This window comes from Yoonia sp. KMU-150, from assembly GCF_056858355.1.
On the sequence record NZ_JBXEQF010000001.1, the window covers coordinates 2,386,234 to 2,401,174 of the forward strand.

Consider the following 14,941-nt stretch of genomic DNA (forward strand, 5'->3'; position numbering starts at 1 on the left):
GATAAGCCGCCGCCACACTGACGGAGACCAAAATGGACGCATTGATCTGGACCGGGGTCGCCCTGTCCCTGCTGGGGTTCGCCGGGATCATCTACAGCATCGTCGCCGTGGCCCGCGCCAAACGCGCAGGGCTGGACGACGATGCCCTGCGCGCCCGCCTATCCCGCATTCTGCCGGTCAACCTCGGCGCGTTGCTGATATCCGTTTTGGGCCTGATGACCGTCGTTGTGGGGATCATGCTGTCCTAGGCACCCTCGCGCGTGATCCGCACCGCCATCTGCGTCAACAGCGGTACCGCCGCGCCGTATTTCCTTGCCAATTCCGGGTTCGACGCATTTCCCTGCCGCGCCCGCGCCGCGACCCCGGCAAGGATCGCGGCGAGGCGGAAGAACGAAAAGCACAGATAAAACAGCCAGTTGTCGATCGTTCCTAAACCGCGCCGCCTGGCATAGGCGGCGACATATTCAGACTCCGTCGGCAAACCAATTTTCGCCCGATCAATCCCGCCCAACCCGCGCATGTCGCCGTCGTGCGGCAAGCGCCATTGCATGCACTGATACGCCAGATCGGCCATCGGGTGGCCGAGGGTCGACAGTTCCCAGTCCAGAATCCCCATAATATCAGCCCCTTGCGGCGCAAAGATCATGTTGTCGAGCCGGTAATCGCCATGCACCAGCGCGATCTGCCCGTCGTCGGCGGGCAAATGACGTTCCAGCCAGTCGATCAGGTCCGTCATATCCCGCAAGGGCGCGTCGGCACTCGCGCGGTATTGCCGCGACCATCGGTCCAGCTGGCGGGCGAAGTAGTTGCCGGGCTTGCCGAAATCGGCCAGACCCACCGCTTCCACATCGACATCATGCAACGCGGCCAGTGCAGCGTTCATCGCGTCATAGATCGCCGCGCGGTTTTCAACCTCCGGCAAGGCCGGATCCCAGAAGATGCGACCGTCCAGAAACCGCATGACATAGAAAGCACGCCCCGAGGGCGAGGCGTCGTCCGTCGCCAGATGCAGCACCTCCGGCACCGGCACTTGCGTGTCTGCCAGCGCCCGCATCACGCGAAATTCACGTTCGACCAGATGCGCGGAAGGCAACAACTTGCCACTGGGTTTGCTGCGCAGGACAAGCGGGCCGCTCTCCGCGTCTATGCGGTAGGTGGGATTGGATTGCCCGGCCGTGAACTTCGTCACTGCCGACAGGCCCGCGAAATCAGGCACATGCGCCGAAAGATATGCGCCAAGCGCGCTTGTGCTGATGCCCAGTCCGGGTGCGGCGTCATCCATGCGCCCATTAACCCGCAGCCCTACGATCAAGGCAAGCCGTGATTGACACGCGCGCGCGCCGATGCGCCAATGCGCGGCAAAAGGAGACCGACATGGACCTTGGCATCACCCCGCGCTTGCAACCTATTCTAGAGGCCGTGCAAGCGATGGTCCTCGACGAAATCTCGCCGCTGGACGCGGAGTTTCTGGCCGAGGTCGCGCAGGGCGACCGCTGGCAATTCACGCCGCGCCAGACCGAGATACTGGAAGGGTTGAAAGCCACAGCCCGCGACCGCGGCCTGTGGAATTTCTGGGACACATTCAGCGGCACTGGCCTGCGCACGGTGGAATACGCCTATCTGGCCGAGGAAATGGGCAAATCGCATCTGGCGGCGGAGGTGTTCAACTGCAACGCGCCCGACACCGGCAACATGGAGGTTTTCGCCCGCTACGGCACATCAGCAATGCAGTCCAAATGGCTGGAACCGCTCAAGAAAGGTGAAATCCGGTCCGCCTATCTGATGACCGAGCCGGATGTCGCGAGTTCCGATGCCACGAACATCGCGATGTCGTGCAAACGCGACGGTGACAATTACATCCTGAACGGCGAAAAATGGTGGGCGACGGGCGCGGGCGATCCGCGCTGCGCGGTTTACATCGTGATGGTGCAGACCGACCCGAAGGCGGCGAAGCACCGGCGGCATTCGATGATCGTCGTGCCGTCCGATCTGCCCGGCATCACCAAGCTGCGCGCGATGGAGGTCTACGGCCACGACGATGCGCCGCACGGGCATATGCACATCCGCTTCGATAACGTGCGCGTCCCGGCGGAAAACCTGCTGCTGGAGGAAGGTCGTGGGTTCGAGGTGGCGCAGGGGCGGCTTGGCCCCGGCCGCATCCACCATTGCATGCGCGCCATCGGTCAGGCCGAAAAGGCGCTGGAGCTGATGTGCCGGCGCAGCCTTGCGCGCGAGGCGTTCGGCAAGCCGCTGGCGGAACTGGGCGCGAACTATGACCTGATCGCCACGGCCCGGATGGAGATCGAGCAGGCACGGCTGCTGTGCCTCAAGGCCGCCTGGATGATGGATCAGGGCGATCAGCGGGCCGCGGCCCCGTGGATTTCGCAGATCAAGGTCGTGGCCCCGGCCGTCGCGCTGAAGGTCACCGATCAAGCGGTGCAGATGTTCGGGGCCGCGGGGATTTCGCAGGATACGCCGCTGGCCCGACAATGGACGCATCTGCGCACCCTGCGGCTGGCCGACGGGCCGGATGCCGTGCACCGGCGGCAAGTCGCGCGCGCGGAGTTGAAACCCTACCGCGACAGCCCGAACGTGTCGGTGGGGCAGAAAACCTCGTAAAGCCGTTCCAGCACGGGGCGCACGCGCGGGTCGGACAGGCTGTAATGCACCTGCCGCCCATCGCGCACCGCCGTGACCAGCCCTTCGCCACGCAGTTTCAGCAGCTGCCCGGAAACGTAGGACTGTGACGCACCCAGGGTGTCCATCAGCTCCCCCACCGTCATCGGCCCCGGCACCAGCGCGCAGAGAATACGCAACCGGCGCGGATTCGAGAGCGATTTGAGCATATCGGCCGCCTCTTGCGCTGCGGATTCCATCGGGTCGGGTGTGTGCAACATGAGCCGTTGGCTAGCACGCCTGCCAACACATTCCAATATTGAAATGTTTTTTGCCCGCGCTATCCTGCAACAAGAGGAGATTCGCCATGCACCCTGACGTGAAAGCCTTTTTCGACGATGCGACGAACACCGTATCCTATGTGGTTCGCGATCCGGCGGGATCGTCCTGCGCCGTGATCGACAGCGTGCTGGACTACGATCAGGCGGCGGGGCGGACCGATACCGCATCGGCCGACAAGATCATTGCATGGATCAAGGCCGAAGGGCTGCAGGTCGCGTGGATTCTCGAAAGCCACGTGCACGCCGACCACCTGTCTGCCGCGCCCTACCTGCAAGACGCACTCGGCGGCAAGATCGGGATCGGCGACCGGATCACCGTAGTGCAGGACACCTTCGGCAAGATTTTCAACGAAGGCACCCGATTCCAGCGCGACGGGTCGCAATTCGACCAATTGTTCAAAGAGGGCGACAGCATCCACATCGGGCAGTTGCGCTGTGACGTGCTGCACACGCCCGGCCACACGCCCGCCTGCCTCACCTATGTGATCGGCGACGCGGCATTCGTGGGCGATACGCTGTTCATGCCGGATTTCGGCACCGCGCGCTGCGATTTTCCGGGCGGGTCGGCAGAGGACCTTTACCGGTCGATCCAGAAGATCCTGAGCCTGCCGGACGAGACCCGGATTTTCGTGGGCCACGATTACAAGGCACCGGGTCGCGACGATTTCGCCTGGGAGACCACGGTGGGCGAGCAGAAGGCGCTGAACGTGCATATCGGTGCCGGCCGCCCGCTGGAGGAGTTCGTGTCGATGCGCGAGGCGCGCGACAAGAAGCTGGGGATGCCCCGGCTGATCCTGCCGAGCCTGCAGACCAACATGCGCGCGGGCCACTTCCCGGAGCCTGACGACAACGGTACACGCTATTTCAAGGTGCCGATCAATACGCTGTAGGACAGCGGCGAGGAGAATTATGACATGCAAACAGACTGGCTTTTGGGCCTGCTGGGCGGCGGGCTGATCGGCACGGCTGCCGCGATCTTCCTTCTGGTGAACGGGCGGATCATGGGTGCGTCGGGCATCGTCGGCGGGCTGGTGGACGGCAGCGGGCGGCACCAGGCGCGCGAGCGGCTTGCACTGATCGCGGGGCTGATTGCGGTGCCCGGTGTGGTGGCCTGGCTGACCGGCGGGGCGGAGACGCATCTGACCGGCAATCTGGCGGTGATCGTGCTGGCGGGGCTGCTTGTCGGGGTCGGCACGCGAATGGCAAACGGCTGCACATCGGGCCACGGGGTCTGCGGCATCAGCCGTCTGTCGGTGCGCGGGATCGTGGCGACGCTGTTCTATATCGGGGCCGGGGCGGTGACGATGCTGCTGGCACGGCACCTGTTAGGGATCGTCTGATGCGGGGACTGGCTGCGTTTTGCGTGGGCGGCCTATTCGGGCTGGGGCTGTTGCTGTCGGGCATGACAGACACGACCAAGGTGCAGGGCTGGCTGGATGTCTTCGGAGACTGGGATCCGACGCTGGCCTTCGTCATGGGCGGCGCGATCGTGCCGATGGCGGTAGCATGGCGGCTGACGGCGGGGCGCAGGCCCGTGCTGGGTGGCGCGTTTCCGGCGACGCCGGATGCGGCGATCACCCGGCCGTTGGCGATAGGGTCGATCCTGTTCGGGATGGGCTGGGCGCTGTCGGGGCTGTGCCCCGGCCCTTCATTGGCGGCGCTGAGCTTTGACGGTCCGGGCGGCCTGCTTTTCGTGGCGGCGATGCTGGCGGGGATGGCTGTGGCCCCGCGGGCGCGGGTGTGGCTGGACGGCGCGGCGCAGGGCGCGTAGATCAGGGGCATGGATATTCGTCAGCTTTCACCCGACTACGCCGTCAGCCCGCAGATCGACCCCGCAGATATGGCGGCGATCGCTGATGCGGGCTTTACCACCATCATCTGCAACCGCCCCGACGCGGAAATCCCGCCGAGCCATCATGCAGACGTCATGGCGCAAGCCGCGCGCGCGGCGGGGCTGGCGTTCGTGGTGATCCCCGTCACACACCAGATCCTGAACGCCGATATCGTGGCCGCACAGGCAGAGGCTCTGGATGCGGCGACAGGGCCGGTGCTGGCCTATTGCGCGTCAGGTACACGCTCTTCCATCGTGTGGTCTTTAGGACAGGCCGGACGGCAACCCAGCGACGAGATCATCGCGGCCACGACCCGCTGCGGCTACGATCTGCGCGGGCTGAAACCGCAGCTGGACGCCTTGGCCGCAGAGAAGGGCGAAGCCCCCTGAGCATTGCCCACGACAGGGCCGACCGACATTTCAGGAAGCCGGAACCGCGGGGCGATCCGGCAACGCAGCCGGTGTCATCGTCGGCTTTGCAGCGGGGCCGATCCGGGCGGCGCGCATTCCGATGCATTGACCCAGTTGCGCGTGTGTCGCGACCCGCCCGCGGACATCGACGAGCCGCAGCGACCCAACGGTGCAGCCCGGCAGGGACAGACGCTGCCCGACCTTGAGCGCCGCCGTCTGGGACAGCGGCAGTTTCATCCGGTGCAGTACCGCGTCGAGCACGGCGCAGGACCCGCTGATCGTCTCGCGGAAGGTCGGCTCCCACGCCGGGCTGCGGGGGGTCGGCTCGGCCTGCGGTGCGGCCTGTCCGGCGGGCAGTACCAATACCAGTTCGCCGGCGCGGGACCCGTCGGCGATGTCGAGGCCCAGACGGATCGTGCGGTAGTCGGTATCGGGCAAGGCAAGCGTCGCCGCACGCGCGGAGGCCAGACGCGACCCGACACATGCGCCCGCCGTCCAGCCATCCAGATCGGTCCGCGCGGTCGTCGCCGTCAACTGCTGCAGCAGCTTTGCCAGAAACGGCGTGACAAGCAGCGCATCGGTCGTCGTGGGCGCGCGCGCATCGCCCCCGGTCGCGGACAGCTGGCCCGTCGTGCGCATTTCGATCACGGCGTCACGCAGGTCCGCATCGACCATCGCAAAACCGATCAGCCGCTCGTCCGCCAGCAGCGACAGATAAAGCGCGCCTGCATCGAGGCCATCTGCCAGCTTGTCGAGGCCCGTCAAATCCTCGCGCAGACCGGACACCGTCACGGTCATGCCATGCGCGGCATCGGCGGCACGCGTGACGGCGACCCTGACCGCGCGTGACGCGGTGATCGGCACGTCCTGCGGTGCCACCGCGCGCCGGGCGGCCATGCGGGCGAGCACTGATGGGCTGGATGGATCGGACATCGGGTTCCCGCGATTGCGACCTGGGTGCGGTCGGTCGTTCCGGGGTGTAACGGGCGCGGGTTACTGACCTGCTAACAGATCAGGGCGGGCGGACAGTTCGGGTGCCTCCTCGACCGGCAGGGTCACACGGAACGCCCCGCCGCCCTGCCCCGGCAGATAGGCGATGCTGCCGCCGAGCCGGTCCATGATCTCGCGGCAGATGGCGAGGCCAAGCCCGGCACCGCCGGCCTTGCCCTCGTCGGTGAGCCGGGCAAATTTCTCGAAGATCAGCGTATGGTCACGCGCGGTGATACCGCTGCCGTTGTCGATAAAGTCCACCACCGCGCGACCGTCGATGGTCTGCGTGCGGATCAGCAACCGGGGCCGGGCGGCATCGCAGTATTTCGCCGCATTGGTGATCAGGTTGATGAAAACCTGGGCCAGACGGTCCAGATCGGTGTGCAGGCGAACACGGCCCGCCGGTCCATCGCGCCGGATGCTGAGATCCTGGCCGGATCCGGCAACGGCCTGCACCGCCCGGTCCAGCACATCCGACAACAATCCGTTTTCCGCCTGCAGCGTGACCTGACCGTTTTCCAGAACCGCAAGGTCCAGCAGATCGTCGAGCAACCGGGTCAGGCGCACGGCCTCATCAAAGATGATACCCGCATAGCGCGCCTGCGCCGCCTCATCCATGCCGCCATCGCGCAATATCTCCGAGAACGCGCGGATCGAGGTCATCGGCGTGCGCAACTCGTGGCTGATCTGGCTGAGGAAGGCATCCTTCTGGATCGACAGGGCCGTCAGCTTCTGGTTCGCCTCGCGCAGTGCCAGCGCCGTGCGCTCCTGCTCGGTCGATTTTTCCTCCAGCCGCGAGGAGTATTCCAGAATCTGCGCGGTCTCGTCGGCCACCGCGATCAGGTCCTCGACCGAGACCGTCGCACCCTCGGTCAACTGACCGATCATCGCATGGGCCGTCGCGGCCCCCACCGACCCGGCAAGATCACGTTCCAGCCGGGCCACGAAATGCGGAGTGACATCGGGCAGATAGCCGTCCTTGCCCTGCTGGATGGCCTCGCGTTGAAAAATCTGCTGCGCCTCGGTCGCGCCGATGATCCGCTGCGCCATGACCAGCAGGTCCTCGGCATTGGCCGCCCCCCCTGTCCAGGCCTGCCCGCCGGAGGATTGTTCGTAGACGTTGACGAACTGGGCGCCCTGCAACCGTTCCATCGGCGTCGGAAAGCTGAGCACCGATCCCAGAAAGAACATCGCCGCGTTCAGCAGCATCGACCAGAGCAGCCCATGCACCAGCGGGTCGATCCCTGTGATCCCGAACAGCGCCTGCGGGCGCAGCCACGCCAAACCATACGGACCGTCGCGCATGACATCGGCCAGAAACGGCCAGTCACCGCCGATGGAGGGCAGGAACAGCGTCCAGGTCCAGACGACAAACCCGGTCAACAACCCGAGCGCCGCACCGATCCGGGTCGCCCCGCGCCAGTAGATACCACCGATCAGCGCGGGCAGCACCTGCACCGCACCGCTGAACGAGACAAGACCGATGGCTGCCAACGCTCCGCCGCCACCAGACAGCCGGAAATAGACATAGCCCAGCGCAAGGATCCCCGCGACCGACAGCCGGCGCGCACGCACGATGACCTTGCGCACATCGCCGGAGATCGCGGCCCCCACCGGGCGCGCGTTCAGCCAGATCGGCACGACGATATGGTTGGACACCATGGTGGCCAGCGCGATCGTCGCCACGATCACCATGGAGGTCGCGGAGGAGAACCCGCCCAGAAACGACAGGATCGCAAGCCTGTCCTGCCCTTCGCTGAGCGGGATGGTCAGCACGAAAAGGTCCGGGTTCGATCCGGCAGGCAGCAGGTTCAGCCCCACCACCGCGATCGGCACCACGAAAAGCGACATCAGCATCAGGTAGATCGGGAACGCCCAGCTGGCGACGCCGAGGTTGCGTTCGTCGCCGTTCTCGACCACCAGCACCTGGAACATCCGGGGCAGGCAGATGAAGGCCGCACCGGACAGAAAGATCAGCGTGACCCAGCGGCTGCCGCTTTGGTTCCACGTCGCGATCTCGGACGCGTCGATCTGCGCCATGGTCGCCGCGGCGCCGCCCGCCACGCCCCAGACCACGAACAGCCCGACCGCAACCAGCGCCAGCAGCTTCACGACCGCCTCGACCGCGATGGCGATGACGATGCCGTGGTGCCGCTCGTTCACATCGAGGTTGCGCGTCCCGAAGAGCACGGTGAAGATCGCGAGCCCGACCGCGACCCACAGGGCTGCGGCGTTCAGATCATCGCTGGCCCATGTCTGCCCGCCGGCCGTGGCGAAAACGGAATACGACAGGGTCACCGATTGCAGCTGCAGGGCGATGTAGGGCGTGGCGGCGATGACGGCGAGAATGGTCACGATCACGCCCAGCATCGTGGATTTTCCGAAACGGCTGGAGATCAGGTCAGCGATCGAGGTGATCCGCTGCGTGCGCCCGATCCAGACCAGCCGTCGCAACAGCCACCACCAGCCGATCATCACCAGCGTCGGGCCCAGATAGATCGTCACGAATTCCAGCCCTGACCGGGCGGCGTAGCCGACCGCGCCGTAGAACGTCCAGGCGGTGCAATAGATCGACAGCGACAGCGTGTAGATCACCGGCGAGTTGAGCCAGCGGCTTTGCCCGCGTGCGGCACGGCGTTCGGCCAGAAAGGCGATCAGAAACAGGAAAGCCACGTAGCTGAGCGAGACCGCGACGATCAGATTGAAATTCGCCATCAGGGGCCGTCCTGCCGGGGTGCCGCATCCTCTGCATCGTCCATAGGCTTTAGTCGCGCGGTGACCAGCGCGGTGCACGCGATCAGCAGGACCCAGACGGCAAAGATATAAAGCCCGACACGGCTGGTGGCACTCGATGACCCGCCCATCAGCGGGAACAGCCACAGGATGATGCCCGCTATCGGCAGGACCCGCGCGACATCGCGCAGGCGTCGCTGGCGATAGGACTTGCGCGCCAGAAAGACCTGCCGACCCGGGCGCATCACCCGCCCTCGATCAGGGTGCGGACATGATCGCGGATTTCGGTGTTCGAGAACGGTTTCGTCAGGAACAGCGTGGCCCCCAGTCGCTCGGCCAGATCGCGATCTTTCTTCTGGCCGCGCGCGGTCAGCATCATCACCGGCGTTCCTTCCGACACAGGATCGGCGCGCAGGTCGCGCAGGATGTCGAACCCGCTGCGCCCCGGCAGCATCACGTCGAGGATGATGACATCGGGCGGTGTCGCGCGGACCTTGTCCATCGCCGTCGCACCATCCTCGTGCACATGCACGGTCCAGCCATCCCGTGACAGGATAAAGCTGATAGCCTCGATGATGTTCGGTTCATCCTCGATCAACAGGACACGCTTGTTCATGGCCCGGTCATCCCTCTCCCCAGCGGCAACAGCGACCGACCTCCCCGACCGACACCTTGCCCTCGTCGAACTTACGGGCGGTTTGCACGGGCTGTCAAAGGGACAGACGCGCTGGGGTGTTAGGCAAGGGCCGGTTCGCGGCGGGCGGGACAGCCTGCGCGGGGGCACGCACGGCAGGTCATGCCGACGGGCAGGGGCGGTGCGGCATCGGGCGGCGGATCGGGGATGACCAGCATCGTGGCCTGCCAGATCACCGGCGCGTCGAACGCGGGCGCGCGCGGCGCGGTAGCGACCGCATAGCACATCAGCCGCGTAGCCGTGGCGTCGGGCAGCGTCACCTGTCCGCGCAGCGGCACCTGCGTCTGGCCCAGCGCGCGATAGAGCGGCCAAAGCGGACAGCCCCCGCCCTGCCGCGGCAGGGCAAAGCCGGGCACCGGTTTCTGCAAGGTGATCACCCCTGCCCCGTCGCAGACCGCAAGTCCCATCGGTGGGTGGCCACGGTCCGGGTCCAGCATGGCGAGCCGGATCATGACATCGGCGGGTGCGGCGTCGAGCGCATGTGCCAGACGCAGCGGGTCATGGGTGCAGTCCCGTGCCGCAGGCTCGAACGATGCACGCGGGAACCGCTGCGCCAGCCCATGCAACTGCGTCAACCGGTCCGTCAGCAGGTCCGCAGCGGCGGGTGAAACGCTGCCCCGTGCGGCACGGATGGTTTCAGCCGCCGTGCTGTCCGTGCCGGTTTCGAATGTATCGAACACAAAGTCATGCGCCAGCAGGTACGCCTCGACCTCATCCGCGGGCGAGCGGCCGTCATGCGTCGCCCCGTCGGGCGTGTTCAGCGATGCGATCAGTGCCTCGGCCTCGGTCGCCAGCCGCAGGCTTTCGGCATGCAGGTTCTGATGGAACCGCGCCTGCCAGTCGGCATCGATCCTGTCGTCCCCGACCAGAATATCCGCGGTCGACCGGATCGAGGTCACGGCAGAGATGACACTGTGCAGGGCATGGGCCAGGCCGGGATCGAACTGCGTGCGGTGGCGCAGCGCATCGGCATGCGCGCGCGCCTTGGCCAGCCGTTCGGTCTGCACGGCGATGACGCGGGCCCAGCCGGGAAAGCGCGTCGCAAATTCATCGGCGCGGTCGGTTTCGGCCGCCACGCGGCTATCCGCGGCCGCCGCGCGCAAGGCATCGACAAGCGCGTGATCCGCGCCTTCGGTCAGCACGGCGGCATCGACCGAAAGCTCCCGTGCCAGCGCCGCGAGCAGCTTGCCCGCGATTCTGCGTTTGTTGTGCTCGATCAGATTGAGATACGACGGTGATATCCCCACGGCCTGCGCCACGTCGGCCTGCCGCAGTTTGAGGTCAAGCCTGCGGTCGCGGATGCGTGTCCCGGTCAGCGCGGACGGCGGCATGTCGAATATCGCTTTTCTTTCAAGTGCTTTCTGCGCCTGCGTGAGGTTTGGTTTACAGATTGGTTACAGCATCTGTGCATTAATTTACAAAAATGTCCAGCCGCTCCAAAGCCCTGTTGGAGAATGGGGCATTCCCACCAACAATGCCCGCAGCACTGAGCAAAAGGTGCAGGTTGTCCGGGTGGGAGGCCCGGCCAGCACATCACACAAAGGGAGGATTTTCATGTCCACATCCAATTTCTCGCGTCGCGGCGTGCTGAAAACCGGGGCCTTCGCCGGCGCCGGCCTGATGCTGCCCACCTATCTGCGCGCGGACGGCCATTCGGGCTTTACCAACGCGCCGCAGGGCGACACCGTCAAAATCGGCTTCAACGTGCCCCAGACCGGCCCCTACGCCGAAGAAGGCCTGGACGAGCTGCGCGCACAGGAGCTTGCGGTCGAGCACCTGAACGGCATGGGTGACGGCGGTATGCTGAACACCTTCTCCGAAAAGAACCTCGACGGCACGGGTATCCTGGGCAAGAAGGTCGAATTCGTCACCGGTGACACGCAGACCAAATCCGACGTGGCGCGGGCATCCGCGCAGCAGATGATCGAACGCGAAGGCGTGATCATGGTCAACGGTGGCTCGTCCTCGGGCGTGGCCGTGGCTGTGCAGGCGCTGTGCCAGGAGGCCGGGATCATCTTCATGGCCGGTCTAACACACTCCAACGACACGACCGGCAAGGACCGCAAGGCCAACGGTTTCCGTCACTTCTTCAACAGCTATATGTCCGGTGCGGCCCTGGCCCCCGTGCTCAAGAACGCCTACGGCGATCAGCGGCGCGCCTATCACCTGACCGCCGACTACAACTGGGGCTACACCACCCAGGACGCGGTGCAGGCCTCGACCGAGGCGATGGGTTGGGAAACAACCGAGACGGTGCTGACACCCGTGGGTGCCGGTGACTTCAACAGCTACATCACGCCTGTGCTGAACTCCGGCGCCGACGTGCTGGTCCTGAACCACTACGGCGGGGACATGGTGAACTCGCTCACACAGGCGATCCAGGCCGGTATCCGCGACCGCATGGTCGACGGTGTGCAGATGGAAATCGTCGTGCCGCTCTACTCCGAACTGATGGCCGCCGGTGCCGGTGCCAACATTCAGGGTATCCTGGGGTCGATGAACTGGAACTGGCAGCTCGAGGACGAAGGCACAGCCGCCTTCACCAAATCCTTCGGTGAAAAGTATGGTCGTCCGCCATCGAACGCAGCACACACCTGCTATGTGCAGACGCTGCTTTATGCGGATGCGGTCACCCGTGCGGGGTCGTTCAACCCCTGTGCCGTGGTCGAGGCGCTCGAAGACTTCGACTTCGACGGCATGGGCAACGGCCCGACATCCTATCGCGGCGCGGATCACCAGTGCTTCAAGGACGTGCTGGTCGTGAAGGGCAAGGAGAACCCGTCGAACCAGTACGATACGCTGGAAATCGTCGAGGTGACACCACGCGCGCAGGTCGAGTACGCACCCGACCACCCCGCATTCGGTGGCGCGGAAGCGACACTGGGCGAGTGCAACCCCGGCGCCTAAGTCGGACTACCAGGCAATCGACGTCCCCGCCCGTTCGGGCGGGGGCGCATCACCAAGGCCACGCCGTCTTGCGGGCATGGCAGTCTTTGGGGCGGGACAATGGAAGAAATCATCCAACAAATCGTCAACGGGCTTGATCGCGGCTCTGCCTATGCGCTGATCGCCCTTGGCCTGACACTTATTTTCGGCACGCTGGGTGTCGTGAATTTCGCGCACGGCGCGCTGTTCATGATCGGTGCCTTCATCGCCGTGATGATGACCGATCTTCTGGGCGACATCGGCGAAATCGGCAGCAACGACGACTTTTTCAAACTTGTCAGCGTGGTCGAGGACCCGAGTCAGACCGACTTCCTCGGCAATCCTCTTATGGTCGAAACCTCCTATTTTTCAGTCTGGTTCGGCGAGAATGTCGGCAACTGGCTAAGCGACTGGTCGGTGCCGCTGGCGATTTTCGTGTCGATCCCGATCATGGTGTTCATCGGCTGGGCGATGGAGCGCGGGCTGATCCGGCATTTCTATCACCGCCCCCACGCCGACCAGATCCTCGTGACCTTCGGCCTGGCGATCGTTCTGGGTGACCTGATCCGCGCACTCTACGGGGCCAACCCGATCCAAGCACCGATGCCCGACACGCTGAGCAAGGCCGTCGATCTGGGCGTCTATCTTGGCTACGACATGGGCACGATCACCTACAGTGCCTGGCGGATCGTCTATTTCTTCTTCTCCGTGGCGATCATCGCCGGGGTCTTTGCTTTCCTGCAGTTCACCACCTTCGGTATGGTCGTGCGCGCCGGTATGGCCGACCGCGAGACGGTGGGGATGCTGGGCATCAACATCAACCGCTATTTCACGCTGATGTTCGGCCTTGCGGCCGCCGTCGCGGGTGTGGCTGGCGTGATGTTCGCGCCGATCCAGGCCCCCAGCTACAACCTCGGCATGGAATACCTGGTGCCCTGCTTCGTCGTGGTCGTCGTCGGCGGCATGGGGTCCCTGCCCGGCGCGGTGCTGGCAGGCTTCCTGCTGGGCATCGTGCAAAGCTTCGCGTCCCTGCCGACATGGAAAACGGCGACTGTCGACTTCCTCGGTCTGGATACGACCGGTCTGCTGGCCAACCTGATCATCGGGATCGACCAGATCGCGATTTACCTGATCGCCATCATCATTCTACTTACCCGTCCGCGTGGCCTGCTGGGCCGCAAGGGCGTCATGGAGGACTAAGCCATGCTGGGACTGAACAAACGCGACTTTCTTCTGTTGCTGCTCGTCGCCTTTATGGCCCTTGCAGCCCCCTTCCTGCTGAACCCGTTCCCCGAAAACAACACGCTCAGTTTTCTGAACGCGGGATACCCTGCGCTGATGCAGCTGTTCGCGATCTTCGGGATCGTGCTGATCGGGTTCAACATCCTGTTCGGGCTGACAGGCTATCTGTCCTTTGGCCATGCGGCCTTTATCGGGATCGGCAGCTACACCGCGATGTGGACGTACAAGCTGCTGAACTTCAACGTGATCTTCGCGATCCCCATGGCGATCATCGTCACCGGCCTGTTCGCGCTGGTCATTGGCTGGATTTCCCTGCGGCGCACCGGCATCTATTTCTCGATCCTGACGCTGGCCTTTGCCGAAATGGCATACCGGCTGAGCTATTCGGTGCTGACGCCGATCACCGGCGGCGAGACGAACCTGTCGCCCAACCCGACGCGCGATCCGATGATCCTGCGCGGCGAGGACGGGCTGACCGTGCCGCACCTCTTCGGGATCGACCTCAACGGCAAGACCGACCTCGATATCGGAGGTTGGTCCTTTACCTTCGAGGCGGGTTATTACCTCTGCGCGATCATCCTGATCATCAGCTTCTACATCTCGATCCGCATCTTCCGCTCGCCCTTCGGCATGATGCTGCGCGCGATCAAGTCCAACAGTCAGCGCATGTCCTACACCGGTCTCAACAAGAAACCCTACATGCTGGCGGCCTTCGTGATTTCCGGCCTCTATGCCGGCCTCGCCGGTGGTCTGCTGGTCGCGATGGACGCGCAGGCCGGGGCGGAGCGCATGTTCTGGACCGAAAGCGGCACCATCGTGATCATGTCGATCCTGGGTGGTGCGGGCACGCTGCTGGGGCCGATCCTGGGTGCGGGTGCGATCAAGTATATGGAGAAGATCCTGTCGTCGATCAGCGAGGCGCAGCTGCACACCTGGCTCGGCGTGCTGCCCGACTGGCTGGAGGATGGGCTGGTCTATATCATGGCCAACTTCTTTGTCGGCCATGCCTGGCACCTGACGCTGGGACTGGTGTTCATGCTGGTCGTGATCTTCGTGCCCGGCGGGCTGGTCGAGTTGGGTCAGCGGATCGGTCGCCGGTTTCGGCGCAAGAAATCCGCCGACGATGCGGCGGACGCCACCACGAAGCCTGCGGAATAG

Annotated in this window: 16 protein-coding genes; 9 read left to right on the top strand and 7 right to left on the bottom strand. The window is 64.8% G+C overall.

The window, feature by feature from the left end; translation table 11 throughout:
* Positions 1-32: 32 nt before the first annotated feature.
* Entirely contained in the window at positions 33-248 is a 216-nt protein-coding gene (locus AC04PH_RS11930) for a hypothetical protein (protein ID WP_483065958.1), read from the top strand.
* On the opposite strand, the gene AC04PH_RS11935 is transcribed toward AC04PH_RS11930, so the two are convergent.
* The gene (locus AC04PH_RS11935; RefSeq protein WP_483065959.1) at positions 245-1,282 is read right to left on the bottom strand and encodes a phosphotransferase; all 1,038 of its coding nucleotides are present in this window, start codon (positions 1,280-1,282) and stop codon (positions 245-247) included. The two genes, AC04PH_RS11930 and AC04PH_RS11935, sit on opposite strands and share 4 nt — an antisense overlap.
* 92 nt (positions 1,283-1,374) lie before the next feature.
* Here AC04PH_RS11935 and AC04PH_RS11940 point away from each other — a divergent pair, with 92 nt between their 5' ends.
* Positions 1,375-2,619: an acyl-CoA dehydrogenase family protein gene (locus AC04PH_RS11940; protein ID WP_483065960.1), complete on the top strand. Its 1,245-nt coding sequence runs from the start codon at positions 1,375-1,377 to the stop codon at positions 2,617-2,619.
* Here AC04PH_RS11940 and AC04PH_RS11945 read toward each other — a convergent pair.
* Positions 2,574-2,897 (bottom strand): ArsR/SmtB family transcription factor, encoded by a 324-nt coding sequence (locus tag AC04PH_RS11945; RefSeq protein WP_483065961.1) that lies wholly within the window; start codon positions 2,895-2,897, stop codon positions 2,574-2,576. The genes AC04PH_RS11940 and AC04PH_RS11945 overlap by 46 nt on opposite strands.
* Positions 2,898-2,983: 86 nt before the next feature.
* On the opposite strand from AC04PH_RS11945, the gene AC04PH_RS11950 reads away from it, so the two are divergent.
* The 4 genes from AC04PH_RS11950 to AC04PH_RS11965 are packed head-to-tail and all read left to right on the top strand — an operon-like array spanning position 2,984 to position 5,178.
* On the top strand, positions 2,984-3,847 hold the full coding sequence (locus AC04PH_RS11950; RefSeq protein WP_483065962.1) for an MBL fold metallo-hydrolase: 864 nt from the start codon (positions 2,984-2,986) through the stop codon (positions 3,845-3,847).
* Positions 3,848-3,871: 24 nt separating this feature from the next.
* Positions 3,872-4,297: a YeeE/YedE family protein gene (locus AC04PH_RS11955; protein WP_483065963.1), complete on the top strand. Its 426-nt coding sequence runs from the start codon at positions 3,872-3,874 to the stop codon at positions 4,295-4,297.
* The gene (locus tag AC04PH_RS11960; RefSeq protein ID WP_483065964.1) at positions 4,297-4,728 is read left to right on the top strand and encodes a DUF6691 family protein; all 432 of its coding nucleotides are present in this window, start codon (positions 4,297-4,299) and stop codon (positions 4,726-4,728) included. Before AC04PH_RS11955 ends, AC04PH_RS11960 begins: the two co-directional genes overlap by 1 nt.
* 9 nt (positions 4,729-4,737) lie before the next feature.
* Positions 4,738-5,178 carry a protein tyrosine phosphatase family protein gene (locus AC04PH_RS11965; RefSeq protein WP_483065965.1) on the top strand — a complete coding sequence of 147 codons (441 nt, stop codon included), beginning with the start codon at positions 4,738-4,740 and terminating at the stop codon, positions 5,176-5,178.
* Positions 5,179-5,208: 30 nt separating this feature from the next.
* Here AC04PH_RS11965 and AC04PH_RS11970 read toward each other — a convergent pair whose 3' ends face one another.
* From AC04PH_RS11970 to AC04PH_RS11990, 5 genes are all read right to left on the bottom strand, one after another.
* The gene (locus AC04PH_RS11970; RefSeq protein ID WP_483065966.1) at positions 5,209-6,132 is read right to left on the bottom strand and encodes a flagellar motor switch protein FliM; all 924 of its coding nucleotides are present in this window, start codon (positions 6,130-6,132) and stop codon (positions 5,209-5,211) included.
* A 60-nt stretch (positions 6,133-6,192) separates the two neighbouring features.
* Positions 6,193-8,904, bottom strand: coding sequence for an ATP-binding protein (locus AC04PH_RS11975; protein WP_483065967.1), 2,712 nt, complete (start codon positions 8,902-8,904; stop codon positions 6,193-6,195).
* Positions 8,904-9,167 (bottom strand): hypothetical protein, encoded by a 264-nt coding sequence (locus AC04PH_RS11980; protein ID WP_483065968.1) that lies wholly within the window; start codon positions 9,165-9,167, stop codon positions 8,904-8,906. The genes AC04PH_RS11975 and AC04PH_RS11980 overlap by 1 nt, the downstream gene beginning before the upstream one ends.
* A complete protein-coding gene (locus AC04PH_RS11985) occupies positions 9,167-9,538 on the bottom strand; it encodes a response regulator transcription factor (protein WP_483065969.1) in 372 nt (123 codons plus the stop codon). The genes AC04PH_RS11980 and AC04PH_RS11985 overlap by 1 nt, the downstream gene beginning before the upstream one ends.
* Positions 9,539-9,657: 119 nt before the next feature.
* On the bottom strand, positions 9,658-10,947 hold the full coding sequence (locus AC04PH_RS11990) for a short-chain fatty acyl-CoA regulator family protein (protein WP_483065970.1): 1,290 nt from the start codon (positions 10,945-10,947) through the stop codon (positions 9,658-9,660).
* A 223-nt stretch (positions 10,948-11,170) separates the two neighbouring features.
* Between AC04PH_RS11990 and AC04PH_RS11995 the strand changes: the two genes are divergently transcribed.
* The 3 genes from AC04PH_RS11995 (at position 11,171) to AC04PH_RS12005 (ending at position 14,941) form a co-directional block, all read left to right on the top strand.
* Positions 11,171-12,523: a substrate-binding protein gene (locus AC04PH_RS11995; protein ID WP_483065971.1), complete on the top strand. Its 1,353-nt coding sequence runs from the start codon at positions 11,171-11,173 to the stop codon at positions 12,521-12,523.
* A 99-nt stretch (positions 12,524-12,622) separates the two neighbouring features.
* Complete coding sequence (locus AC04PH_RS12000; protein ID WP_483065972.1) at positions 12,623-13,741, top strand: branched-chain amino acid ABC transporter permease; 1,119 nt, start codon at positions 12,623-12,625, stop codon at positions 13,739-13,741.
* A gap of 3 nt (positions 13,742-13,744) precedes the next feature.
* Positions 13,745-14,941 carry a branched-chain amino acid ABC transporter permease gene (locus tag AC04PH_RS12005; protein WP_483065973.1) on the top strand — a complete coding sequence of 399 codons (1,197 nt, stop codon included), beginning with the start codon at positions 13,745-13,747 and terminating at the stop codon, positions 14,939-14,941.